Source organism: Telluria sp. AZSoR62 (assembly GCF_058111565.1).
In genome coordinates, this window is the sequence record NZ_JBYTST010000001.1 from 330,050 (window position 1) to 354,218 (window position 24,169).

The window sequence follows — 24,169 nt, forward strand, 5'->3', positions numbered from 1 at the left end:
CTGCACACACCGCCAAACCGGGGTCAGGTCTGACATTTAGACACAAGCTCAACTATGGCAAGGCTGAGCTCGTGTCCGAATGTCAGACCTGACCCCGAAGTTCGAAGTCGCAAGCTCAACTATGGCAAGGCTGAGCTCGTGTCCGAATGTCAGACCTGACCCCGAAGTGCGGAGTCGCGAATTGGCTGTGTCCGGCCGCTCAGGAATCCGGCGCCTGCAAGGGCATCGTGCGGATCGCATTGCCGAGATTGGCTAGCCGCCAGCGCAGGCGCGCCAGGCCCGGATCGGGCATCGGCACGGTCTGCACATGCAGCACCCCGCCGGGAAGCGCCGGGCAGGGAATCGTCTGTTCGCCCGCTTCCTCGACCGGCAGCCGGAATTCGCCGCCGGGCGCGAGTTGCACCGGGCCGAAGACCAGGGGCGCGCCGCTGCGGTTGCGCAGCAGCAGCACGTCCTGCACGCCCAGGGTCAGGCGCACGCGCGATTGCCGGCTCGACGGTCCAATCTCCAGCAGCAGTTCATGGCTGGCGCCACGCAGCGGCGCCAGCGTGCCCCAGAACAAGGCCAGCAGGAGGCTTCCTGCCAGCGCGGTGAGCGGCCAGTGGCGGCGCCAGGTGGGCAAGGACGTCATGCGCAGCAGGGCGCAGGCGCGCGTGGCAAGGAGTTCGGCATGCGGTCGGCTTAGTGAGTGAGTAATTTCTTATCGTTAATATACTTGCCAAATGCTAGCACTTGCGTGCGCCCCAGCCCAGCAAGGATGCGTATCCTACTGCTTTTCGCGCGATTCCGATCAACCTGCCCCACGGCTCCCGCCGCGCGTACGCTCCCATGCCGCAGTCCTCTTCCGCCGATACCAGCCGCATTCCCCTGCCCGGTTCCGGACAGTTGCCGCTACTGCTGGCGATGCTGGTGCTGCTGGTCACGCTATTGGTTAGCTTCAGCGCCTGGAGCGGCGCCCAGCGCACCGCCCAGGCCCAGCTGGTCGAAACCTTCGACTACCGCACCCGCGAGATGGCCTTCAGCATCAGCCGCCGCATGGCGGTGTACGAGCAGGTGCTGCGCGGCGCGCGCGGCTACCTGCGCGGCTCGGTCGAGGTCTCGCGGCGTGAATGGGAGGAATATTATCGGGTGTTGCGGCTGGACCAGTCCTTTCCCGGTCTGGAAGCACTCGGCATTTCCGTGATCGTGCCGCCGGCCGCGCTGGCCGCGCACGAAGCAGCCATGCGGCGCGACGGATTTCCCCAGTATGCGGTGCATCCGAAGGTCGAGACGGCCGGGCCGCGCCCCCTGTATACCGCCATCGCCCGCATCGAGCCCTTCGGCGGCGGCAACCTGCGCGCCTTCGGCTACGACATGTTCAGCGAGCCGGTGCGCCGCGCCGCCATGGCGCGCGCGCGCGACAGCGGGCTGGCGGCCCTGAGCGGCAAGGTGGCGCTGGTGCAGGACCGCAAGGGGGCATCGCAGCCCGGCATCGTGATGTACCTGCCGGTCTACCGCGCCGGCCAACCGGCGGGCACCGTCGAGCAGCGCCGCGCCGCCATTGTCGGCTGGGTATACGCGCCCTTTCGTATGAGCGACCTGATGCGCGAGCTGGGCGGCGCCCATTCGACCGACCTCGACATCGAGATCCACGACGGCGAGCCGCTCGACGGCGCCACCCTGCTCTACCGCTCCCCCCGCGCGGGCGCGCGCGTGGCGCGGCTCAAGGCCAGCGCCCAGATCGTGCCGGGCGGGCGCACCTGGACCATCTCGATGCGCTCCAGCGCCGCCCTGGAAAACAGCCTGGACACCATGCGCCCGCGCCTGGTCGCGCTCACCGGCATCAGCCTGAGCGTGCTGCTGAGCATCGTGGTCTGGCTGCTGGCCCGGCAGCGGCGCGGCGCGCTGCAGCTGGCGCAGGGCATGACGCTGGAGCTGCGCGAGTCGCACGACCAGGTGGCCGCCGAGCAAAAGCGCATGCAGGTCATCCTCGAAAACGCGCCGGACGCCTTCGTGGCGCTCGACCGCCAAGGCCGCATCACCGACTGGAACGCCCAGGCCACCCGGCTGTTCGGCTGGAGCGTGCAGGAAGCCATCGGGCGCGAGGCCGACCAGCTGCTGCCCGAAGAAGGCCGCGCCGCCTTCCGCGCCGGCTTCGCGGCCTTTGCCGCCAGCGGTCGCTGCCCGATGCTGGGCAAGGTGACCGAGCTGACCGTGCTCGACCGCAATGGCCGCCCCATCCCGGCCGAGCTGAGCGTGGCGACGCTGGCGCTGGGCAGCGGCTTCGGCGCCACCGCCTTCGTGCGCGACATCACCCAGCGCAAGGAAACCGAGGCGCGCGAGCAGCAGCGCCAGCAGCGGCTGGACGAAGCGCGCCAGGCTCTGGGCCGCTCGCAGAAGCTGGAAGCGGTGGGCAAGCTGACCGGCGGCGTGGCCCACGACTTCAACAACATCCTGCACATCATCAGCGCCAACGTGCAATTGATGCTGCGCGCGGACGGCGCCAACCGCAAGCGCCTGCTGAGCATCCTCGATGCGGTCGAGCGCGGCGCCAAGCTGGCGGGGCAATTGCTCGCTTTCGCGCGGCGCCAGCCGCTGCACCCGAGCACGGTCGATATCGGCGAGCTGCTCGAGCGCATGGATAGCCTGGTGCTGCGTGCGGCAGGCGACAGCATCACGCTGGAGAAGATCGTTCCGCCGGGACTGTGGCCGACCCTGGTCGACCCGAACCAGCTGGAAAACGTGCTGCTCAACCTGGTGATCAATGCGCGCGACGCGATGGACGGCCAGGGCCGCATCACCCTCGAACTGAGCAATGTCACGATCGACCAGGACCCGGAACTGGCGCCCGGCGACTACGTCTCGGTGGCGGTGGCCGACTCGGGCCACGGCATGCCGCAGGAGGTGATGGAGCGCGCCTTCGAGCCCTTCTTCACGACCAAGCCCGAGGGCAAGGGCACCGGGCTGGGCCTGTCGATGGCGCATGGCTTTGCGCGCCAGAGCGGCGGCGACATCCGCCTCGCAAGCGAGCCGGGCAAGGGCACGACGGTGACGATCTACCTGCCGCGCCATGCGGGGGCGGCGGTGCGCCTGGGCGCCGATGCGGGCGTGGCCGCACCCTACTGAGGCAGCTGCGTCATTGCCGCTGTCGCGGCCGGCAAGAATGCGGACATGGTGTAGATCTGCCTCCAATCGGCACAATCGTGCGGGCGCGGGCCGGGTGCTACAGTGGTTTCGCCCTTCCCGCCCAGGAGCCCCGAGTGACCTTCTTCCAGCGCCAGCCCCTCCTCGTCCCGGTGCAGCACGGCGTGCCGCGTACCCGGGCCGTCGACAGCACCCTGGGGCTGCTGTTCGAAGGCTATCCCTTCATCCAGCGCCGCTGCGCCGAACTCGGATCGGACATCTTCCAGACCCGCCTGATGGGGCGGCCGGTTGTCTGCGTCAGCGGCCTCGACGCGGCGCGCATGTTCTGGCAGCCGGGGCGCTTCACGCGGCGCGGCGCCGCCCTGCCCGGGGGGGTGCGGCTGCTCGAGCACGGCGGCGCCAGCCCGGCGCTCGAGGGCGAAGACCACCGCCACCGCAAGGCCATGCTGATGTCGCTGCAGACCGGCGCCGACCGCGCGCGCATGGTCGCGCTGGCCGAAGAAGCATGGCGCGGGCGCGCCGCGCGCTGGCCGGGCCGGCGCCGCCTGACCCTGTGCGGCGAAGCCGAATACGTGCTGTGCGCGGCGGCCTGCCGCTGGGCCGGCGTGCCCGTCCAGGCGGCCGGCATCGCGCGCCTGGCCGCGGAACTCTCCGCTTCCCTGTGCGGCGCCGGCAATGGCCTGGGGCCGGGCCTGCGCACACGGCTGGCGCGCCGGCGCAGCGCGCGCTGGGCCAGGGACCTGGTCGAGGCGGTACGCGCCGGCGGGCTTGTCCCGCCGCCGGAAAGCCCGCTGGCCGTCATCGCGCGCCACCGCGACCGCGACGAACACCCGCTGCCTGCGCAAGACGCCGCCGCCGAGCTCATCAACCTGCTGCGACCGGCAGTGGCGGTGGCGCGCTACATCGTGTTCGGCGCACTGGCGATGCACGAGTATCCCGAATGGCGCGCCCGCATCGCCGGCGGCGACGACGCCACGCTCACGATGTTCGTGCAGGAAGTGCGGCGCTATTACCCCTTCGTTCCCGCGGTAGGCGGGCGCGTGCTGGAGGCCTTCGACTGGCGCGGCCTGCAGTTCGACGCCGGCACCTGGGTGTTGTTCGACCTGTACGGCAGCAACCACGACCCGGCGCTGTGGCCCCAGCCGGGACGCTTCCGCCCGGAGCGCTTCGCCGGCTGGCAGGGCACCGGTCTCGACCTGGCCGCGCAGGGCGCCGGCGATGTCCTGGGCGGGCACCGCTGCCCGGGCGAGGCGATGACGATGGAGCTGGTGAAGTCGGCGCTGCACCTGCTGGCGTCCGAAGTGGTGTACGCGGTGCCGCGCCAGGACCTGTCGGTGGACCTGTCGCGCGTGCCGGCGCTGCCGGCGAGCGGCTTCCTGATCGATGTGGCGCCGCCCGTGCGCTGACGGAGCGGCGGTGTCAGGCCACCTCGCTCCGGTAGCGGCGCGACACCCGGTTGCGCCCGTGCGCCTTGGCGTCGTACATCGCCAGGTCGGCGCTGCGCAGCAGGGCATCCGCGTCGAGGCCGTTGTCCGGGAACAGGGCAAAGCCCAGGCTGCCCGAGATGCGGTGCACCAGCTCGCCGTCCTCGAAGGGTTCGTTCAGCTGCACCAGGATATTCTCGGCCACGCGGGCGGCGTCGTCGTGGCTGTCGCAGCGCGGCAGCAGCACGACGAATTCGTCGCCGCCGATGCGGGCCAGGGTGTCGGCGTCGCGCAGGCCGGCGCGCAGGCGGCGCGCCACCAGCTGCAGCAGGCGGTCGCCGGCGGCGTGGCCGTGGGTGTCGTTGACCGGCTTGAACTTGTCCAGGTCAAAATAAATCACGGCGACCTTGTGGCCGTCGCGGCTGGCCGCGCGGATCGCCTGGCGCAGGCGGTCGCCCAGCAGCACGCGGTTGGGCAGGCCGGTGAGCGCGTCTTCATGGGCCATGCGGCGCATGCGCGCTTCCTCGTGCTTGCGGGCGTCGATGTTCGAGAAGGTGCCGACCATGCGCAGCGGCTGGCCGAGCTCGTCGCGCTCGCCGACGGTGCCGTGCGCGTCGATCCAGCTCCACTCGCCATTGCGCAGGCGCACCCGGAACTCGGCGGCGAAGTGCGGCCCGCGCCCGGCCAGGTGGCTGCGCAGCTGGGTGCGCAGGCGCGGCAGGTCTTCCGGATGGACCATGGCGTCGAGCGCGCTGCCGTACCACGAGATCACCGCGCGGTCGGTATCCAGGATCGTCTGGGCGCGCGCCGACAGCGTGGCCAGGCCCGTGAGCACGTCGCAGTCCCAGACGCCGTCGCCGGCCGCATTCAGGGCCAGCTTCCAGCGCGCTTCGGCGGCGGCCAGCGACTTGAGCGCGCGGCGGCGGCGGTCGGCGGCGGCCAGCGCGGTCCAGCCCAGCAGCGCCAGCACCACCGAGACCGCAGCGCCGAGTCCGGCCAGCACTGCGCGCTGCTGCGCGAAGCGGGCATTGGCGTCGCGCACGGCCTGGCCCACCGTCACCACCATGCCGTAGTCGGGCAGCTTGTGCCAGGCGTAGAAGCGCTCGACGCCATCGATCTGGCCGACACGGCGAAAGCCCCCGGTGACCGGGCTGTGATCGGTATGCGGGTTATCCTTCAACACAGTGCCGATGCCGTGGTGGCGGTCGGCATGGGTGCTGCGCGCCATGATGGCGCCGTCGGAAGCGCGGATCAGCGACACCGAGCCGCTCGGACCGAGATCGACGTCCTCGTGGAAACGCACGAAATAATCGGGCGACACCGCGGCGATGATCACGCCCTGCAACCGGCCGCCGGCATCGCGGATCGGGCGGCTGAACTGCACCACCCACGACTTGGTCAGCGGCGAGATGACAGGCCGGTTCACATGGAAGCGGTCGTCGTTGGTCTGCAGGTGGATGCCGTGGGCGGTCGAGCCGCGCATGTCCAGGCCTTCGCGCGAAGGCCCCAGGTTGGTGTAGACCAGCTTGCCGTCGGCGTCGAGCACATTGATCAGCATCGGCACCCGGTAGCGCAGGTGGCGTGCATGCTCGCCCACGGTCCGGGCAAAGCCGGCGCGGTCGCGCTGCCAGGTGGCGCGCAGCTGCAGCAGCGACAGGTCGACGATGCCGACCGTGGCGCGCACTTCCTCGGTGAAGGCGCGCGCGGTGTTGCGCAGGTCGCGGTTGCTACCGGCTTCGGCCAGCGAGGTAAATCGCGATTGCTCCACCGCCACCAGGCCCCAGACGATGGGCAGCATGAAGGCGAGATAGATGGCCAGGTCGCGCAGCACGCGCGGCTTGAAGAAGTGTCCGATGCGCGTGCCCGAGGCGGGCGGTGACGATAAAGTAGTCGAAGGCATGGACGGCGCGGCGGCAGGCAAATAGGCAGATCGAGGCGGAGCCGGGCGCCCAGCTCGCCAACAAATCAATCCTGGGTAGCGCCCGTTGTTATGCGTATCGATTATACCCACTGTTTTCCTACGGGAAATTACCCTGCGGTTAAAATTTGCCGAATTTGCGCGCGAGCAACGAATGTGAAATATTATTTCATATCCGATTCTTCTGCGAAATTTTATTTCACCGGCGCGAGGGCAGCCAAGGGTAATCGCCCATGCTAGAGTGGCGGCATGAAACCGTTCTATAACGTGATGGGCGGGCTGTGCGTGCTGCTGGGGATTATCGGCATCTTCCTGCCGCTGCTGCCTACCACGCCCTTCCTGCTGCTGGCGTCCTGGTGCTTCGCCCGCGGCTCCCGGCGCCTGCACGGCTGGCTGCTGTCGCACCGCGTGTTCGGGGATTACCTGCGCAATTTCGAAGCCGGCCGCGGCATCCCGCTGCGCGCGAAGATCGTCGCCACCGTCTTGTTGTGGAGTTCGCTGCTGATGGCAATGGGCCGCTTCGAAGGCCTGGGCGTGCCTGCCCTGCTGGCCCTGACCGGGACTTGCGTGAGCATCTACCTGTGGCGCTTCCTGCCGACGCTGCGTCTCGAGCCGACGCCTCCCGTCCCCGCGCCTGAGCCGGGAAATCCATTCCTGCACCGCCGTCACGGCGGGCCGCGCCGCCGCCCGCCCTGTGCAAGGCCCTAGCAGCTGCGCTTGAGCTCTCCCCTGCCGTTGGCCGGGTAGCTCAGGTAGATGCGGTCGGTACGGGTATCGGGCACCCAGGTCATCTGGATGTCGCCTTCGCGCGAGGCGAAGCGGTGGGTGCCGACTTCTTCGAGGCGCACGCGCTGCCAGCGCTCGAAGTCGGCGTAGACGGCCTGGTCGAGATAGACCAGATCGAGCCGGCGCCCGTTGGACAAGGCATAGGCGCCCTCGACTTCGGTGGCGAGCTGGGTGCCGGTGACCGTATAGGCGCTGCCGGTGCCGGGACCGCCACGCTGGGCCGTGACGTTGACCGTGCCTTGGGCGCACTGGGCAGCCGAGGCAAGGGGTGCGGCCAGCAGGCAAGCTGCCGCAAGGAGCGGATAAAGTGTGCGCATGACGCCTCCTGAGGAATGATGAAGTCGGCAGCCGCTCCATGGCGGCCGTCGTGCAGGATCAGACACCGGGGCCGGCGTCAAAGTGCGAAAGCGGCCTCACACTGCGCCGGGCACTTTGAGCACGATCAAACGAGCCTGTTTTTCTTCCGGCCTTCAGCCCGGCGGCGCGCGCCGGCCAATCCCGGATAATGGCGTGTCAACATTGCACGTGGAACGCTAATGGAAATCCAGTTTCTCGGAACATCGGCCGGCACGCCGACCCGGACCCGCAACATGACGGCCTGCGCCATCCGCAGCAGCGGCGCGAAGCACTGGGCCCTGGTCGATTGCGCGGAAGGCACGCAATACCGCCTGCAGCGCACGAATCTGTCGCCGATGAGCCTGCGCGCCATCTTCATCACCCACCTGCACGGCGACCATTGCTACGGCTTGCCCGGCCTGCTGGCCACGGCCGGCATGCAGGGCCGCACCGCCCCCCTGGCCATCGTCGGCGCGCCGCCGCTGCGCCCGATGATCGAGGCCATCATGGACGCGACCCAGCTCACCCTGCCCTATGCCATCGACTGGATCGCGATCGAAGACCTGCCCCACACCGATATCCTGCCCGACCTGAAGGTGACGGCGACCGCGCTCTCGCACCGCATCGCCACCCATGCCTATGGCTTCACCGAGGCGCGCGTCGAGCGCAAGCTCGACCTCGACAAGCTGGCCGCCGGCGACATCGCTTCCGGCCCCGCATGGGGCGAGATCCAGCAGGGCCGCGACGTGGTCCTGCCCGACGGACGGCAGGCAAGGGCCGAGGATTTCCTGCTGCCGCCGCGCAGGTCGCGCAAGATCGTCATCGCCGGCGACAACGACCGTCCCGAGCTGCTGGCGCACGAAGTGTCCGGCGCCGACCTGCTGGTGCACGAAGCCACCTACACGGAGGAAATCCTGCACAAGGTTGGCCCCGGCCCCCAGCACAGCTCGGCGGCCATGGTGGCGCGCTTCGCCCAGCAGGCCGGCCTGCCCAACCTGGTCCTGACCCATTTCAGCCCGCGCTACCAGGACCGCGGCGCGGCGCTGAGCCTGGACGACATCGAGCGCGAAGCGCGCGCGCACTACAGCGGCAACCTGGCCCTGGCGCGCGACCTCGCCATCTACACGCTCGGGAAGGACGGCAGCGTGCAAGCCTGCGGCTAGGCTCCAGCTACAATTGCCGCATGCCGAAAAAAACCCCCATCTTCCCCGGCCCGCTGACCGCCCGCGGCGCCGTGCTGGCCGTGCTGCTGTCGAACGAAGACCAGACCGGCGCCGAGCCGATGCGCGGCCGCATCACCCTGGCCGCCATCGTGCGCGCCCTCAAGCGCAAATACCACTGGCCGATCGAGACTGAGAGTTTTCCCTCCAACGATGTCGACGGCCGCGCCACCTGGGCCACCGTCTACAGCCTGCCGCCGGAAGTCATCGCCAGGGCGCTCAAGGCCGGAGGGCGCGACTGGCTGGCGAGCCGGCGCGCCAGCAAGGGCCAGGCAGCACCTGGCCGGGATGACAACGAAAGCGACGATTAATCGGCCACCGGCTCGCCGAAGTCCGGCGTGCCGTCGCGCTTCCAGCGGATGACCTGCGCGCGCGTATGGCGGTTCGGGTCCTTGAGCGAATCGCCCGCGATGTCGCGGTACTGGCGCGCGTGGTACAGCAGGATGTCGGTCTTGCCATCCGGCGTGGTGGTGAAGGCGTTATGCCCCGGCCCCCATTGGCGATTGCGCGCGCTGCTTCTAAAGACCGGCAGCGGCGACTTGACCCAGGACGCCGGATCAAGCAGGTCGGCATCGGCTCTTGCCGTGAGCATGCCCATCGCGTAGTTGGCGTCGGTTGCACTGGCCGAATAGGTGAGGAAGACCTTGCCGTTCCTGACGAGCACCGCCGGCGCCTCGTTCACCGCGAACTTCTTCTTTTCCCACTCGTATTCGGGCGTGGTCAGCATGGCCGCCTTGCCCGCGATCGTCAGCGGCGAATCCATCTTCGCGATATAGATCTTGGTCCCGGGCGGCTCCTTGCCGGGGCCCGCCTGGGTCCAGACGAAATAGCGCTGCCCCTTGTGCGCGAAGCTGGTCGCATCGAGCGAGAAGCTGTCCCACCCGGTCTTGACCTGGCCGCGCTCGACCCATGTGCCCTCGAGCGGATTGGGCGAACTGTTCTCCAGCGCGTACAGGCGGATCGCCCAGTGGTCGTCGGCACGGCCCGCGGTGACGTAGATGTACCACTTGCCGTCGATATGGTGCAGCTCGGGCGCCCAGATATGCCAGCTCATCGGGCCCGTCGCATGCTTGCGCCACACCACCTTCGTCTCGGCCCTGGCCAGCTCGTTCAATGAACGGGTACGGCGCAATTCGATGCGGTCGTATTCCGGCGCGGTGGCCGTGAAATAGTAGTAGCCATCCGTATGCAGCAGCGCATGCGGGTCGGCCCGCTGGCGCACCAGCGGATTGGCGAACCTGGGCTCGAGCGCCTGTGCGACAGGGGCCGCGGCGCACAGGCACAGCACCGCCGCGAATGGACGGCGCCTCATTTACATCCCCCAGTGCAGCGACAGCCCGACCGCGCGGTCGTAGCGCCGCACGTCGCGCGGATTGCTCGGGATGCCGTGGTAGTCGTGGCAGGTGCGATCAAGGATGTTCTCCACGTGCAGGGGCATGCTCATGTTCTCGTTGACGCGGTGGACAGCGAGGGCTTGTTGCGGGCAATGCGGCGGCTTCCCGAACCTGGGTGGGGCATGGCGTCTGTCTCCTTGTTGTATTGATATGGTCCACTGCTGGGCGTGGCTTGGGGCCATACTATTCGCGGAGCCAAACTGAAATCCAATTCAATTTTCCGGCGCTCCGATACCGTTATGGGTATCCCGCCGCCCGCGCCTGCCGACCCGTGCGCGTTTGCCTCCAGCAAAGTGGCAAAATCAAGCGCCAGTCATCACGCCAGGCCCGGGACCGCAGGCTGCCGCCCGCCCTGCCCCCTGGCAGCACACAAGGAATCCCATGTTCAATCCCTCCGACCACCCTCACCGCCGCTACAACCCGCTCATGGACGAATGGGTGCTGGTGTCGCCCCACCGCGCCAAGCGCCCGTGGCAGGGCCAGCAGGAAGCGGTGGACCGCGCCGCCAAGCCGGCCCACGATCCCGACTGCTACCTGTGCGCAGGCAACACCCGCGTCAACGGCGAACATAATCCGCCCTACCAGGGGACCTATGTGTTCACCAACGATTTCGCCGCCCTCACGTCCGACACGCCGGAAGCCGCACCGGGCGGGGACCCGCTGTTCCAGACCATGAGCGCGCGCGGCACCAGCCGCGTCATCTGCTTCTCGCCCGACCACAGCAAGTCGCTGCCGCTGCTGGAGCTGCCGGCCATCAAAGGCGTGATCGATACCTGGTGCGAACAAGCGGCCGAACTCGGCGCGAAGTACCGCTGGGTGCAGGTCTTCGAGAACAAGGGCGCCGTGATGGGCTGCTCGAACCCGCACCCGCACGGACAGATCTGGGCCAGCAGCTTCCTGCCGGTGCTGCCGGCCACGGAAGACACCCAGCAGCGCGCCTATCATGCGAAACAGGGCAAGCCGCTCCTGCTCGATTACGTCGAGCGCGAAGCGGCCGATGGCGAACGGGTCGTGGTCAGTACCGAGTATTGGCTGGCGGTCGTACCCTATTGGGCCAGCTGGCCGTTCGAGACCATCCTGCTGCCGCGTTTCCCGGTGCAGCGCCTGGAACAGCTCGACGACGCCCAGCGCGCCGACCTGGCGCTGGCCTTGAAGCAGCTGACTATCCGCTACGACAATTTATTCCAGTCGTCCTTCCCGTATTCGATGGGCTGGCACGGCGCGCCGTATGGCGCCGAGGCCGATGGCGCGTGGCAGCTGCATGCGCACTTCTACCCGCCCCTGCTGCGCTCGGCCTCGGTGCGCAAGTTCATGGTGGGCTTCGAGATGCTGGCCGAAACCCAGCGCGACCTGACGCCGGAGCAGGCGGCGGCGCAGCTGCGGGCGGTACCAAGCGTGCACTACCTCGACAGCCCGGGATCGGACAAGCAGGACGCCTGAGCGAGCCCGGCAGGAAGATGGCCGCCCATCCCGCGCGGCCAGCTCGCCGTGCCCGGTCGTCAGAAGCCCGTGAGGCCGCCGCTGCACAGCAGCGTCTGGCCGCTGATGTAATCGGACTCCGGGATGCAGAACAGGTAGACCGCACCGGCCGCTTCGTCGGGCGTGCCGCCGCGGCCCAGCGGGATCGCGCGCTCCATCGCGGCCAAGGCGTCCGGCGGCACGCCGAGCTTGATCTCGCGCCCGTCGATGCTGGCGTTGTCGCTGTCGGCGGTCAGGCGCGTCTTGATCAGGCCGAAGGCGACGCAGTTCACGGTGACGTTCATCCGGCCCCATTCCTTGGCCAGCGTCTGGGTCATGCCGACCACGCCGGCCTTGGCAGCCGCGTAGTTGGCCTGGCCGGCATTGCCGAACAGGCCGGCGATCGACGAGATGTTCACCACCTTGCGCACTGTTGGTGTGCCTGCGTCGGCCTCAAGCCTGCTGTAGGCGCGGATCAGCGGCTGGGCCGCGCGCAGCAGCCGGAACGGCGCCGTCAGGTGCACGTCCAGCATCGCGGCCCACTGCTCGTCGCCCATCTTCTGGATCACGTTGTCCCAGGTATAGCCGGCGTTGTTGACGACGATGTCCAGGCCCCGGTATTGCGAGACCGCCGTTTGCAGGAAGCGCTCGGCGAAATCGGGCGCGGTCACGTTGCCGGCGCAGGCCACCGCCTCGCCGCCCGCGTCGCGGATCGCCTGCACGGTTTCCTGGGCCGGTGCCTCGTCGAGGTCGTTCACCACGACGCGCGCGCCTTCGCTGGCCAGCTTGAGGGCGATGGAACGGCCGATGCCGCGGCCTGCGCCGGTGATCACGGCAACCTTGCCGTCGAGTTTCAATGTCATTGCCGGTCTCCCGATAGGTGAAGTAAAAAAATGCGGCCGCTACTGGCCGGTCGCGCGCGCCAGCGCCACGAAGGCATGCAGGAAGTCGACGTTCCAGTCGGCTTCGCGCGCGCCCAGATGAATGTGCTTCTGGATGCCGCCGGGACCGAGCCGCAGGGTGCGCAGCTGCAGCTGCGGCGCGTAGTCGGTCACCAGCCACTTGGGCAAGGCGGCCACGCCGCGGCCGCTGGCGACCATCTGCAGCATGATGTCGGTGGTCTCGATGGTCTTGTGCCTGCCCGGCACGCAGTTCGCGGGCGCCAGGAACATCGTGTAGATGTCGAGCCGGTCGACCGGCACCGGATAGGTGATCAGGGTTTCCTCGGCCAGCTGCTCGGGCCTCACCTCTTCCTGCGACGCCCAGCGATGGTCCTTGTGCACGACCAGCACCTGCTCGTAACCGAAGACCGGCTCGAAGCGCAGGCCCGGGAGCAGCAGCGGATCGGGCGTCACCAGCAAGTCGATCTCATGGCCGAGCAGGGCCTTGATGCCGCCGAACTGGAATTTCTGCTTCACGTCCACGTCGACCAGCGGCCACTGCGCCAGGTAGGGCGACACCACCTTCAGCAACCACTGGTAGCAGGGATGGCATTCCATGCCGATGCGTAGCGACCCGCGCTGGCCTTGCGCGAACTGCAGCAGCTGCTCTTCCGCCAGGACCAGTTGCGGCAGCAGGCGCTGGGCGACGGCGAGCAGGTAGTCGCCGGCCTGGGTCAGGCGCAGCGCCCGCCCTTCCCGCACCCAGATCTCGGTGCCGATCTGCTGCTCGAGCTTGCGCATGCTGTGGCTCAGCGCCGACTGGGTCACGCACAGCGCCTCCGCCGCGGCCGTGACCGAGCCGGTCCGCTTGAGTTCGCAAAGGATCTTCAGGTGGATGCGCTCTAACATGAATAAAATCGATGGATCTGTGAGAAATGACCATTTTACTTCATCAATCAAGCGTCCTAGCATGGCTGAATTGATAACGTAAAGGAACACGCATGACGACCATCCACAACCTCGGCTTTCCGCGCATTGGCGCCCGGCGCCAGCTGAAATTCGCCCTCGAATCTTACTGGAAAGGCGAGTCGTCGCGCGATGCCCTCCATGCCGTCGGCGCGCGCTTGCGCGGGCAGCACTGGGGCCGGCAGCAGGGGCTCGACCTGGTGCCGGTGGGCGACTTCTCGTTCTACGACCAGGTGCTCGACATGAGCTGCACCCTGGGCAACCTGCCGCAGCGCGTGCACGGCTTTCATGGCGACCCGATCGACAATTATTTCCGGGTCGCGCGCGGCCGTTCGACCGAAGCGGCGGAACGCCACCAGGGCTGCTGCGGCGGCGTCGCAGCCGGCGAGATGACCAAGTGGTTCGACACCAACTACCACTACATCGTGCCGGAACTGACTGCCGCGACTACCTTTCGGCTCGACCCTTCGCGCCTGCTCGAGCAGCTGGCCGAAGCGCGCAAGCAGGGCGTGAGGCCCAAGCCGGTGATCATCGGCCCGGTGACCTACCTGGCGCTGGGCAAAGCAAAAGACGGTTCCGACAAACTGGCCCTGCTGCCCGCGCTGCTCGACGTGTACGCCCAGCTGCTGGAAACGCTGGCCGAGCAAGGCGTGGAATGGGTGCAGGTCGACGAACCGATCCTGGTGACGGAACTGGACCAGGCATGGCAGCACGCCTTCAACCTGGCCTACCACGGCCTGAAAGCGGCGCGCGTCAAGCTGCTGGTGGCCACCTATTTCGGGCAGTTGCAGGAAAACCGCTACCTGGCCGCCAATCTGCCGGTTGCGGGCTTGCACGTGGACGCCGTCGGCGGCCAGGAAGACGTGCTCTCCTTGCTGAACCTGTTCCCTGATCATAAAGTGCTGTCGCTGGGCGTGATTGACGGCCGCAACATCTGGAAAACCGACCTGGCGGCGGTGCTGGACTGGCTCGAACCCATCGCCGCGCGCCGCGGCGACAAGCTGTGGCTGGCGCCTTCGTGCTCGCTGCTGCATGTGCCGGTGGACCTGAACAGCGAAGGGCAGCTCGACCCCGAGATCAAGTCGTGGCTCGCCTTCGCGGTGCAGAAGCTGGATGAACTGCAGGTGCTGGCGCAAGCCTTGCGCGGCGGACGCGCATCCGTGCGGGAAGCCCTGGCGTCGAACGCGGCGGCGCTGGCATCGCGCCGCAGCTCCACCCGCGTGACCAATCCCGCCACGCAGCAGGCCGTCGCGGCGATCGACGCGCGCTTGGGCGAGCGCAGGAGCGGGTATGCGCAGCGCGCCCCCAAACAGGCAGTCCTGCTCCAGCTTCCCGCCTATCCCACCACCACCATCGGTTCCTTCCCGCAGACCGCGCAGATCCGCCAGGCGCGCAGCGCCTTCAAGGCCGGCACGCTGAGCCCCGACGACTACCAGCACGCGATGCGAGGCGAGATCGTGCGCAGCGTGCGCGAGCAGGAAGCACTGGGCCTGGACGTGCTGGTACACGGCGAAGCCGAGCGCAACGACATGGTCGAATATTTCGGCGAACAGTTGGAGGGCTATGCCTTCAGCCAGTTCGGCTGGGTGCAGTCGTATGGCTCGCGCTGCGTCAAGCCCCCCATCCTGTTCGGCGACATCCGCCGCCCGCGGGCGATGACAGTGGAGTGGACCACGTATGCTCAGTCGCTGACGGCGAAGCCGATGAAGGGCATGCTGACCGGCCCCGTGACCATCCTGAACTGGTCCTTCGTGCGCGACGACCAGCCGCGCGCCGTGACCTGCAGGCAGCTGGCGCTGGCGATCCGCGCCGAGGTGCTCGATCTCGAGCAGGCCGGCGTGCGCGTCATCCAGATCGACGAAGCGGCATTGCGCGAAGGCCTGCCGCTACGCAGGTCGCAATGGAAGGGCTATCTCGACTGGGCGGTAGAGGCTTTCCGCATCGCAGCCAACGGGGTGCAGGACGGGACGCAGATCCACACCCACATGTGCTATTCCGAATTCAACGACATCATCGCGGCGATTGCCGGCATGGATGCGGACGTGATCACCATCGAGACTTCGCGCTCGGACATGGAGCTGCTCGATGCATTCGACGATTTCAATTATCCGAACGAGATCGGGCCGGGGGTGTATGACATCCATTCGCCGAACATTCCGAGCCAGGAGCATATCGTGCAGCTGATGCAGAAGGCGGCGCAGCGCATTCCCGCGCAGCGCCTATGGATCAACCCGGATTGCGGGTTGAAGACGCGGCAGTGGGAGGAAGTGCTGCCGGCCTTGAAGAATATGGTGGCGGCGGCGAAGGAGCTGCGCCAGGCGGCCTGATAATCGAGGTCAGGCCTCTGTGACCCCGGCCTCTGACCCCGGCCTCCTCGCTACACCTACGCCCCAGTGCGCGCGTGCAGGTGTTCGTCGACTGGATGCTCAAGCTGTTCCGCGACAGCCCTTACACGCTTCTGCCCGGCACGTCTTCCTGAGACCGGCGCAGCTGCTGCACGAACCAGCGGCCGGCCGGACCGGGTGGATGCTCCTTGCGGTGCACCGCATGCATGGCGAAGCCCGCTCCGGCCGTCGGACTGGTTTCGAGCGTGATGTGCACCAGGGTCCCCGCATCGAGGTCGGCCTGCACCATGTGCAGCGGCATGTGTCCCCACCCCAGCCCCGCCCGCAGGAAGGCATGCTTGGCGCCGAGATCGGCAAGGCGCCAGACATTGGGCGACACCACCCCGAAATTGCGCCCCGCGGTCAGGGTCGAGCGGTCGGTCAGCACCAGCTGCACGTGCTGCACCAGCACCGAGCGCAAGACCATGCCCGTGCGCTCGGCCAGCGGATGCCCCGGAGCGACCACACTGACCGCCGGCACATCGAGCAGGTATTCCGACTGGCAGTCCGCCGGGATCTCCGGCAGCGAGCCGATGACGGCAATGCGGCACTGGCCGGCCAGCAGCGGCTGGACCACGGCGCCGAGTGCTTCCACGTACAGCCGCAAGGGGGTGGTGGGGAACTGCTTCTGGAAGGCCTGGACCGCGGCGGTCAAATGCGTAATCGGGAACATGACGTCGATGGCCACGGCGAGCTCCGGCTCCAGGCCTTCGGCCAGGGTGCGGGCGCGGGCCTTGAAAGCATCCATGCTGCCCACCGCCACCCTGGCCTGCTCCAGCAAGGCCTGGCCGGCATCGGTCAGGACCGGATAGCGGCTGCTGCGGTCGAACAAGGACAAGCCCACCTGCAATTCGAGATTGGCCAGCGTATGACTGACCACCGATTGCGCGCGCCGCAGCTTGCGCCCCGCCGCCGAAAAACTGCCCTCATCCGCCGCTGCAATGAAGGTACGCAGCTGGTCCATTGACATGCCGTCGAGCATATATCTATTCCTTGGATGGTATTCATCGAATTATATAGTCTATTCGGATCGACTCAAGGCTCGTAAGCTTCTTCCATACCAAGCGGCATTCACCGCTGTAGGCCACCAGGAAAGGACACACCATGCCTAGCGTTATCGAACGCAGTCCCGCCGCCGTCTCGCACCCATCCGGGCAGCGGCACATCATCTACCGCACCAAGGGCTCGACCCGCGGCGGCGTGACGCGCCTGATCAGCCCGGGCGACGCCGACCGGCTCATCAAGCCCTTCGTTTTCCTCGACCTGTTCGAGCTGCGCTCGAATGGCGGCGGCAAGATGGGCATGCACCCGCACTCGGGCATCGCCACCGTCACCGTCGTCATGGAAGGCGCACTGCAATACAGCGAATCCACGGGCAACGCAGGGAAGCTGCCAACCGGCGGCATCGAATACATGAGCGCCGGCGGCGGCGTCTGGCACGACGGCGGTCCGGACGGCGAGGGAATGGTACGCGGCTTCCAGCTGTGGCTGGCGCTGCCGCCGGAAGACGAGAACGCGCCGTCGCACAGCATCTACCTGGCGCCCGAACGCGTCCACCAGGCCGGGCCAGCCCGGGTCGTGATCGGTAGCCACGAGGGCGCCGGCAGCGAGATCCCCACCCGTGCGCCGATCAACTACCTGCATGTGCGCCTGAAGGATGGCGAGCGCTGGAGCTATACCCCGCCAGCTGGACATGACGTTGGCTGGGTGGCAGTGGCCCAGGGCGTGCTCGAAACAGCCGGCGCGCGCCTGTCGCGGGAGCTGGGCGTGTTCGACAAGGGCGAAGGCCGGCTCGACTTCGTGGCGCACGGCGACACCGAGTTCGTGCTCGGCTCCGCACCCACCCATCCGCATCGTCTGGTAACCGGCTACTACTCGGTGCACACCAGCGAAGCGGCCCTGGAACAAGGCGAAGCCGGGATTGCCCGCCTGGGCGCCGAGCTGCGCGCGGCCGGACAGCTTTGATCCGATCAAAGATTGAACCATCGAGTATATCGATGGAATATATAGATTTATATAGGCTTCCGAGATCGATTAACGGAACCTAAGATACATCCATGCCGTGAGCAACGGCACCAATAACCCACGAAAGGAACTGCCATGAACACCACGACTATGAACAACAATACCGCCCTGCTCGCCGTTGTCGGACGGGTCCTGCTGGCTGCCATCTTCATTTTCAGCGCACTCGGCAAACTCGCTGCGCCGGCCGGCACGATCGGCTATATCGAATCGAGCGGCCTGCCCTTCGCGACGCTGGCCCTGGGCATCGCCATCGCGGTCGAACTCGGCGGCGGCCTGCTGCTGGTGCTGGGCTTCAAGACGCGCTGGGTGGCTGCGGCACTGGCGGCATTCTCGGTCGTCACCGGCCTGGCCTTCCATCATGCGCTGGGCGACCAGAACCAGCTGATCCACCTGCTGAAGAACTTCGCGATGGCGGGCGGCCTGTTGCAGGTAGTCGCCTTCGGCGCCGGCGCCTTCAGCCTGGATGCGCGTGGCAGCCGCCCGGCGATCCGCCAGGCAGCCTGAGCCAGCGCAGGCTCCAGGCCGTGCATGCCGCGAGGCTGCACGGCCTGGTCACGTCCAGGATCGATCGACGCGTCAGAGCAGCAAGCCCGCGCCCGTCAGGCCGCCGCCAGCTCGACGCGGTTGCGGCCATGCTCCTTGGCCCGGTACAGCGCCTCATCGGTGCGCTGCAGGAGCGCGTCGAGCGTGTCGTGGGCGCCGCGGTACTGCGCCACCCCGATGCTGATGGTGGGCGCCAGCCCGGCAGGCAAGCCGGTGCAGTCGATGCCCGCGACTGCCGTACGCAACCTCTCGGCGGCGCGCAGCGCATCGAGTTCGCCGGCATTGCGCAGGATGGCAATGAATTCCTCGCCGCCGGTGCGGCCGACCGCGTCGCCCGCGCGCACGGCGCCACCCAGTGCATGCGCGACCCGTTGCAATACCAGGTCGCCGACCGCATGGCCGTAACGGTCGTTGACGCGCTTGAAATAGTCGATGTCGAGCGCCGCGACAGCTAGCTGCCGTTCTTCGCTGCGCGCCTGCGCAAACGCCTCATCGGCAAGCGCCATCAGGTGACGGCGGTTCGGCAGGCGCGTGAGTTCATCGGTGAGTGCGAGATCGCGCATCCGCATGCCGAGCCGGCGCTGGCGCAGCCCGAAGACTGCCAGCAGGACGATCAGGATTCCTGATGCGCCCAATGCCGCCAGCTGCCACCGGCGCACCAGGCGTGCGTTGGCCAGCTGCGCCTGCTGCAGGCTGTTCTGGTATTGCAGCTCCACGTTGCGCAGGCGCACCTGCTCGGACTGGAATTGCACACGCAGGCGGGTCGCGCGCTCGTCGAGCAGCTGTTGCTGGATTGCCGCCTGGGCCGCGATGGCCAGGGCCTGGGCTTCGTGCGCGCCTTTCCAGTCGCCCATGCCTGCACGCGTCAAACTGAGCTCTTCAAACACTTTCTGCAGGAAGCGTTCATTACGGGGAGCTTCGAAAAAACGCCTTGCGGCCTCCAGGTCGCTCATGGCACGGGCATATCCGCCCGCCCGTCTCCAGGCTGCTCCCCGCGACAGGCGAATACTGGCTGCCAGGGTGGCATCGTCCGCACCCAGTTTCGAGGCTTGGTCGAGCAGGCCCAGTGCCGCCGTATGCCGGCCGAGTTTCGACAAGACGACCGCATAGGCGCGCTGGTCGGTTGCGATGTCCACGGCGATACCGCGCTCGGTATCGATCTTCAAGGCCTTCCTGAAATGCTCCTGCGCCGCCGTGAGCTCGCCCTTGCTCTCGTAGGTACTGGCGATGTTGAAGTGCGCGGTCGCGATATTCTGCTGCTTGCCGCTGCGTTCATGCCTTTCGAGCAGGATCTTGTAGCACTCCAGGGCCGCATCGAAGTCGCGCACGTTGCGATCGGCGTACAGGTTGGCCAGCGAGTTCAGGGCATAGCTTTGCGCTTCTTTATTGCCGAGCCGCGAAGCCAGCTCGTAACTGGTCTTCAGGTCGACGATCGCATCCGCGTACAGCCCCCTCGCGTAGCGCTGTTCGCCGCGCAGCGCCAGCGCCCGGGCCAGCACCTTGTCGTTGCCCAGGCGGCGTCCTTCCGCGACACCGGTCTCGTACTCCGCTAGCGCTTCTTCAGGCTGCTTGAGCTGCTCGAAGGCATAGCCGCGGCATACGCGCAGCATGGCGTCGGCCTCCGCGCCGGCTGCACGCACCAGTTCCACCGCCCTGGCTGGGGCCGTATAGCTCAGGATCCAGCAAGTGGCGACGCGCACTGCCTGCCGGTCGGACAGGCTGGCCTGCGCAATATTGGCTCCAAGGGTATCGAGCATCGACAACGCCTTTGCCGGGTCACTGCCCGCGATGCGCTCGATGTCCTCGATCTGGGACGCCACCTGGGCCTGGGCGTGGAAGGTGGCGGACAGACAGGCGGCAGCCAGCGCGGTTCGGAGCAGTGACATGAAATCCACCGTGGATGGTAACGTCATGCAATATACATGAGCTACAGGCAAGATTCATCAACTACCTTCGGGTCTCGTTGGAGCGACGGCCGGTAAAGTGTCGAGGCGGTACATTTAATTCTGGGTTGGATTGGATGACAGCCTTCGCTTCGCCATCCACCAACCCAGCGCGAACACCGTCAGCATCCAGAAAAATGTAGGCAAGGCGGTGAAGACGAAATCGGGCACGCGTGCGGCCGGCTTTTCAGAAAGATACGCGGCCGAGCCACCCGCGACCAACGGAGCAATCAACAGAACGGCGCAGATGCCCTTGCGCGCGCTGGATGAGATCGAACCCGGTGCCGGTGCGCATGAGGCAGCCCGGCTGAACCAGCGCCAGCACCACAACGCCAACAGCGACAGGCCTGCAAGACTGCTGAGATGCTGCAGGAACTTGTACACATAGAGTTCATACCCGCCTATCCTGCCCCAGCTTGTCTGCAGAAAAGGCAGATTGCGCACGACGATCGTTTCCGGATGGGTGAAACTGTCCCAGACGATGTGGGTTGCGGCGCCTGCGAGCAGGGACAGGATGATTGCCGACAGGCTGGGCTGGGTCGTTTGGGGATGCACTGCCAGGCGCCCCCGGACCGCACTGGGCGCAAGCGCAATGAGCGCGTCTTTCAGGAGGAAATGGAAAAGCGCGTATAAAACGAGTCCTGCCGGCAGCGCCCACATGATCAGTCCCGGGAGGCTGTGCGTTTGCGTGCGGGGAATCAGGACGCCCAGGAAGAACGGCAGGTCGGGCACCATACTGCCGATGACGAGTGCCGCCAGCGAACCATAATGGCCCAGAACCCTGGTTAGCGGGACGGCTGCTGCGGGGTGGGCAAATGTGAAGGGCATCGGCAAGGTGCTATGGAAAAAGCGATCGTAGCACCTGTGATACGGCAATCAAAGACTGCACGCTTGACCGGATGACGTTTTAAGCGGAAATGCGCGCAGCTTGCACCGTTTTGCGGAACTTAAACTGTGCGCGAATAAGCTGCGAGTGATTGATTGTATTGGTAGGCCTCCCCGGAGTCGAACCGGGCACCAACGGATTATGAGTCGAATCAAGCAAGAGGAAGATTACTGCTAATCACTTGATTTTACAAGGAATTTCTCGACTCAAGGATACTCAGCATCACCCAGATTTACCGGGTCTTTCCGGCAGAATTCCGGCAGTTCGATCGGCGTCCCACTGCCTTTAGCGCTGTAGAGAGCAGCCTGAGCTTGCCACGCAGCTGCACGTTCAAGTTTTGCCGCCTCAACCATAGCTGGAAGAAACGATTCCACCGGTGCATCACCCGGAATTTCAAGCGCCTTCCGGCTCCACTGGCTCGGTAAAACGCCTCGATCCCACAGTATGCCCCATTGCCAAGCATACAGATGAAGCAGCCTTAGACCACCTCGAGGCGGCGTGTACTTCAAGCGTCGATACGTTGGCCAGTCGCCCTCGTAGCCCAACTGCAAATACTCCGCCGACATTGCTCGTAAGTTCAAGCTCTTATCGGGTTCTCCAACGACCAGCTCTGCATATGGGTCGACTGCCATGTCATTGTCTTCAATGACAACCACCTGCGCTGGGCGTTTGAGCAGCCTTGCGACCTTGTTTTCAAGATCTTGAATGTCCTCAGCGTTAGGCGCTCGCTTACGCTGCGAATAACGTGAGGTTGTTCCCTCAGCAAGATCTAGCATTGCGTCCAACTCGGCAAAAGTGAATCCGCCGACGTCTCTTGCCTCTTCGATCAGCATCGATGCGAAACGCTTAAGTGCTCCTGTAAGTGAACGTCGACTGTTCGGACCAACGTTTGCCACAAACTCTCCCCATTCAAAAACTGGCCCTAGTCCAGATATCGCTTCGATCATATCGTATTTCTCACCGCCAACTCAACAGAGAACAGAGGTAACACCAAATGATCAAAACATCTTCTCGCGACTTCAGAGTGACTTTTGCACGTATGGCCGATCAAGCCATCGTCACCCGGACCGAAGTAGCTGAACTCCTTGCGACTACGCCTGGCGCGCTTAGCCAGATGGCTTATCGCGGCGAACTGCCGGCTACTGCGTTCCCGCAGAAGCGTCGCGCGTGTTGGTACGTGCGCGACATTCGCGCTTGGCTCGACGCTGCTGCTGCCACTCGTACTACGGACCATTCGCTCATTCCCCAACCGCCCTCGTCAGACGGCGAAGTTCGCCAAGGGCGTCCCCGCCTGCCAACGTCTGGGAAAGGTGAATAAACGTGGGGCGTCAACGCATGATCTCGGATCGCTTCTGGACCGATCCGAAGCATTCTCATTACACCACTGAGAACCTATTCACGAATGTACTATTTCTGACCAACAGCTACAGCAACATCATCGGCGTCTACCAAGTTCAATGGCGCTCGTTGGGAGCTGGAATCGGTTGGACCGAGACACAAATGCTGAGCGCAGCATCCGACCTAGAGGCTAAAGGCGGCCTTGCTATTGACCAGGTAACGGGGTGGGTATGGGTAAAAAATTGGTGGGATCACAATTCACTAAGCGGAGCTTTCAAGGGAAAGGTCGGCCCCAAGGCGCGCGCGGAGCTTAATCAAGTTCCAGAACGATGGCGCGAGGCCGTCCACGTATGGCTTTCCTACTGCGACGTGGACAGGGTTTTGCAGCTTAGCGGAAGCCCCATCGATGCCCCATCGAATACCCTTCCGAGCAGCTCTCAAGGATCCCTTGCTAACCATACCAGTAACCTTATCTCTACCACTACCAATATTGGAGGCCCTTCCATCGGTGGTGGTGGAATCCATGCTGATCTGGAAGCCCTGGTAGACGCTGCTATTTGGGCCGCCTCGAAGATTGGAGGAATTCACAATGAGGCCGGGTATCGCTCAGCTATCAAAACGCGTATCCAACAAACCGGCCCCAGTGCCGAGGATCTTCTGACATTGACCGCATGGCGCACTGAGCAGGCAAGGATCCATGAACAAGACGTGGCACGGCAGCGCCAGAACCGTCAAGCTGAGGAAGACCGCTCGGTACAAGCCCAAGAACACGAGCGCATCAACGCTGCGTTCAACTCACTTGCTCCTACCGACCAAGCGCTGAGGCTCCAAGGCTTTCAAAATCATATCGCTAGCGTCAATCCGATGGTGTTTTCGTTGATGAAGAAACAGGGCCTGAAGAGTCCAGTCGTTCAGGCAGCATTCACCGATTTTCTCCGGACTGCACCTACCCTGCCCCCAGAAACAACCGCCGCGTAATGAAATTCCCCATATCTCTTCACCTTTCGATCTTTGTAGCATTGGTGTTGTCATCGACAGCGGCCCACTGCGACAATTTACCGATGAACACGACAACAACCTCGTGTCCTAACCGATCAAATGCCTCAGCTCCAACGTGCGCGGATCAAGGCTGCGCGGCTCGGGCGCTGAAGGAAATGGAGGCGCAGTTGGAATGCCATAAAAAGCGCATGCTAGAGCTTCAAGCTGCAGCCGAGGCTGGCAAATGATCTATCCAATTCAACGCCTTTGGTACTCGTCATTGTTCGAGCGGATTACTCACCGCATCGGTGCGTACCTGTTGCTTCTCTCCAATCTGGCGTTACCGCTAGGGCTCCATCGCCCCTTCATTGGGCTGTCAGGCTTTTGGCTCTTTCCTCTGGCGTTCGCAGGATCTGCGATTAGCAGTCTGAATTATCTGAACTCGTTCAACCACTATTGGTTGCTGCTAGTTTGGCCTTATCCCGTTCTTTTTACCGCTGACGCCTGGATCATATGGCTAACGCCTGTTCCAGAATCCAAACGGTCGTGCCGCCCAAGGGCTACTT

General features: G+C 65.7%; 21 protein-coding genes. 10 read left to right on the forward strand and 11 right to left on the reverse strand.

Features of this window, described 5'->3' with window-relative positions; translation table 11 throughout:
• Positions 1–199 precede the first annotated feature (199 nt).
• Entirely contained in the window at positions 200–631 is a 432-nt protein-coding gene (locus AC3XQU_RS01415) for a hypothetical protein (protein ID WP_489872341.1), read from the reverse strand.
• Between the two features lie 197 nt (positions 632–828).
• On the opposite strand from AC3XQU_RS01415, the gene AC3XQU_RS01420 reads away from it, so the two are divergent.
• Together AC3XQU_RS01420 and AC3XQU_RS01425 are read left to right on the forward strand one after the other, a co-directional pair.
• A complete protein-coding gene (locus tag AC3XQU_RS01420) occupies positions 829–3,105 on the forward strand; it encodes a CHASE domain-containing protein (protein WP_489872342.1) in 2,277 nt (758 codons plus the stop codon).
• 134 nt (positions 3,106–3,239) lie between these two features.
• Positions 3,240–4,529 carry a cytochrome P450 gene (locus AC3XQU_RS01425; RefSeq protein WP_489872343.1) on the forward strand — a complete coding sequence of 430 codons (1,290 nt, stop codon included), beginning with the start codon at positions 3,240–3,242 and terminating at the stop codon, positions 4,527–4,529.
• Positions 4,530–4,542: 13 nt separating this feature from the next.
• On the opposite strand, the gene AC3XQU_RS01430 is transcribed toward AC3XQU_RS01425, so the two are convergent.
• Positions 4,543–6,447 carry a bifunctional diguanylate cyclase/phosphodiesterase gene (locus tag AC3XQU_RS01430; RefSeq protein WP_489872344.1) on the reverse strand — a complete coding sequence of 635 codons (1,905 nt, stop codon included), beginning with the start codon at positions 6,445–6,447 and terminating at the stop codon, positions 4,543–4,545.
• Between the two features lie 267 nt (positions 6,448–6,714).
• Here AC3XQU_RS01430 and AC3XQU_RS01435 point away from each other — a divergent pair, with 267 nt between their 5' ends.
• Positions 6,715–7,173 (forward strand): YbaN family protein, encoded by a 459-nt coding sequence (locus AC3XQU_RS01435; protein ID WP_489872345.1) that lies wholly within the window; start codon positions 6,715–6,717, stop codon positions 7,171–7,173.
• Here the strand turns inward: AC3XQU_RS01435 and AC3XQU_RS01440 are convergent.
• The gene (locus tag AC3XQU_RS01440) at positions 7,170–7,568 is read right to left on the reverse strand and encodes a hypothetical protein (protein WP_489872346.1); all 399 of its coding nucleotides are present in this window, start codon (positions 7,566–7,568) and stop codon (positions 7,170–7,172) included. The two genes, AC3XQU_RS01435 and AC3XQU_RS01440, sit on opposite strands and share 4 nt — an antisense overlap.
• Positions 7,569–7,787: 219 nt before the next feature.
• Here AC3XQU_RS01440 and AC3XQU_RS01445 point away from each other — a divergent pair, with 219 nt between their 5' ends.
• Together AC3XQU_RS01445 and AC3XQU_RS01450 are read left to right on the forward strand one after the other, a co-directional pair.
• Positions 7,788–8,750: a ribonuclease Z gene (locus tag AC3XQU_RS01445; protein WP_489872347.1), complete on the forward strand. Its 963-nt coding sequence runs from the start codon at positions 7,788–7,790 to the stop codon at positions 8,748–8,750.
• Positions 8,751–8,770: 20 nt separating this feature from the next.
• The gene (locus AC3XQU_RS01450) at positions 8,771–9,118 is read left to right on the forward strand and encodes a hypothetical protein (protein WP_489872348.1); all 348 of its coding nucleotides are present in this window, start codon (positions 8,771–8,773) and stop codon (positions 9,116–9,118) included.
• Here the strand turns inward: AC3XQU_RS01450 and AC3XQU_RS01455 are convergent.
• Positions 9,115–10,119: a glycoside hydrolase family 43 protein gene (locus AC3XQU_RS01455; protein WP_489872349.1), complete on the reverse strand. Its 1,005-nt coding sequence runs from the start codon at positions 10,117–10,119 to the stop codon at positions 9,115–9,117. The genes AC3XQU_RS01450 and AC3XQU_RS01455 overlap by 4 nt on opposite strands.
• Positions 10,120–10,251: a hypothetical protein gene (locus AC3XQU_RS01460; RefSeq protein WP_489872350.1), complete on the reverse strand. Its 132-nt coding sequence runs from the start codon at positions 10,249–10,251 to the stop codon at positions 10,120–10,122. It abuts the gene before it with no gap.
• A gap of 331 nt (positions 10,252–10,582) precedes the next feature.
• On the opposite strand from AC3XQU_RS01460, the gene AC3XQU_RS01465 reads away from it, so the two are divergent.
• Positions 10,583–11,641, forward strand: a complete 1,059-nt coding sequence (locus AC3XQU_RS01465) for a UDP-glucose--hexose-1-phosphate uridylyltransferase (protein WP_489872351.1) — start codon at positions 10,583–10,585, stop codon at positions 11,639–11,641.
• 59 nt (positions 11,642–11,700) lie between these two features.
• Here the strand turns inward: AC3XQU_RS01465 and AC3XQU_RS01470 are convergent, their stop codons facing one another.
• Together AC3XQU_RS01470 and AC3XQU_RS01475 are read right to left on the reverse strand one after the other, a co-directional pair.
• Complete coding sequence (locus AC3XQU_RS01470) at positions 11,701–12,522, reverse strand: SDR family NAD(P)-dependent oxidoreductase (protein WP_489872352.1); 822 nt, start codon at positions 12,520–12,522, stop codon at positions 11,701–11,703.
• Positions 12,523–12,561: 39 nt separating this feature from the next.
• On the reverse strand, positions 12,562–13,449 hold the full coding sequence (locus AC3XQU_RS01475) for a LysR family transcriptional regulator (RefSeq protein WP_489872353.1): 888 nt from the start codon (positions 13,447–13,449) through the stop codon (positions 12,562–12,564).
• A 92-nt stretch (positions 13,450–13,541) separates the two neighbouring features.
• Between AC3XQU_RS01475 and metE the strand changes: the two genes are divergently transcribed.
• Positions 13,542–15,833, forward strand: a complete 2,292-nt coding sequence (gene metE / locus AC3XQU_RS01480) for a 5-methyltetrahydropteroyltriglutamate--homocysteine S-methyltransferase (protein ID WP_489872354.1) — start codon at positions 13,542–13,544, stop codon at positions 15,831–15,833.
• 121 nt (positions 15,834–15,954) lie between these two features.
• Here metE and AC3XQU_RS01485 read toward each other — a convergent pair whose 3' ends face one another.
• Positions 15,955–16,872 (reverse strand): LysR family transcriptional regulator, encoded by a 918-nt coding sequence (locus AC3XQU_RS01485; protein ID WP_489872355.1) that lies wholly within the window; start codon positions 16,870–16,872, stop codon positions 15,955–15,957.
• 122 nt (positions 16,873–16,994) lie between these two features.
• Between AC3XQU_RS01485 and AC3XQU_RS01490 the strand changes: the two genes are divergently transcribed.
• Both AC3XQU_RS01490 and AC3XQU_RS01495 read left to right on the forward strand, forming a co-directional pair.
• Positions 16,995–17,855 carry a pirin family protein gene (locus tag AC3XQU_RS01490; protein ID WP_489872356.1) on the forward strand — a complete coding sequence of 287 codons (861 nt, stop codon included), beginning with the start codon at positions 16,995–16,997 and terminating at the stop codon, positions 17,853–17,855.
• A 135-nt stretch (positions 17,856–17,990) separates the two neighbouring features.
• Positions 17,991–18,419, forward strand: a complete 429-nt coding sequence (locus AC3XQU_RS01495; protein WP_489872357.1) for a DoxX family protein — start codon at positions 17,991–17,993, stop codon at positions 18,417–18,419.
• A gap of 95 nt (positions 18,420–18,514) precedes the next feature.
• Here the strand turns inward: AC3XQU_RS01495 and AC3XQU_RS01500 are convergent, their stop codons facing one another.
• From AC3XQU_RS01500 to AC3XQU_RS01510, 3 genes are all read right to left on the reverse strand, one after another.
• Positions 18,515–20,344 carry a tetratricopeptide repeat-containing diguanylate cyclase gene (locus tag AC3XQU_RS01500; RefSeq protein WP_489872358.1) on the reverse strand — a complete coding sequence of 610 codons (1,830 nt, stop codon included), beginning with the start codon at positions 20,342–20,344 and terminating at the stop codon, positions 18,515–18,517.
• Between the two features lie 114 nt (positions 20,345–20,458).
• Positions 20,459–21,229: a DUF4184 family protein gene (locus AC3XQU_RS01505; RefSeq protein WP_489872359.1), complete on the reverse strand. Its 771-nt coding sequence runs from the start codon at positions 21,227–21,229 to the stop codon at positions 20,459–20,461.
• Between the two features lie 264 nt (positions 21,230–21,493).
• The gene (locus tag AC3XQU_RS01510; protein WP_489872360.1) at positions 21,494–22,234 is read right to left on the reverse strand and encodes a hypothetical protein; all 741 of its coding nucleotides are present in this window, start codon (positions 22,232–22,234) and stop codon (positions 21,494–21,496) included.
• 388 nt (positions 22,235–22,622) lie between these two features.
• Here AC3XQU_RS01510 and AC3XQU_RS01515 point away from each other — a divergent pair, with 388 nt between their 5' ends.
• Positions 22,623–23,603: a hypothetical protein gene (locus AC3XQU_RS01515; protein WP_489872361.1), complete on the forward strand. Its 981-nt coding sequence runs from the start codon at positions 22,623–22,625 to the stop codon at positions 23,601–23,603.
• Positions 23,604–24,169 lie beyond the last annotated feature (566 nt).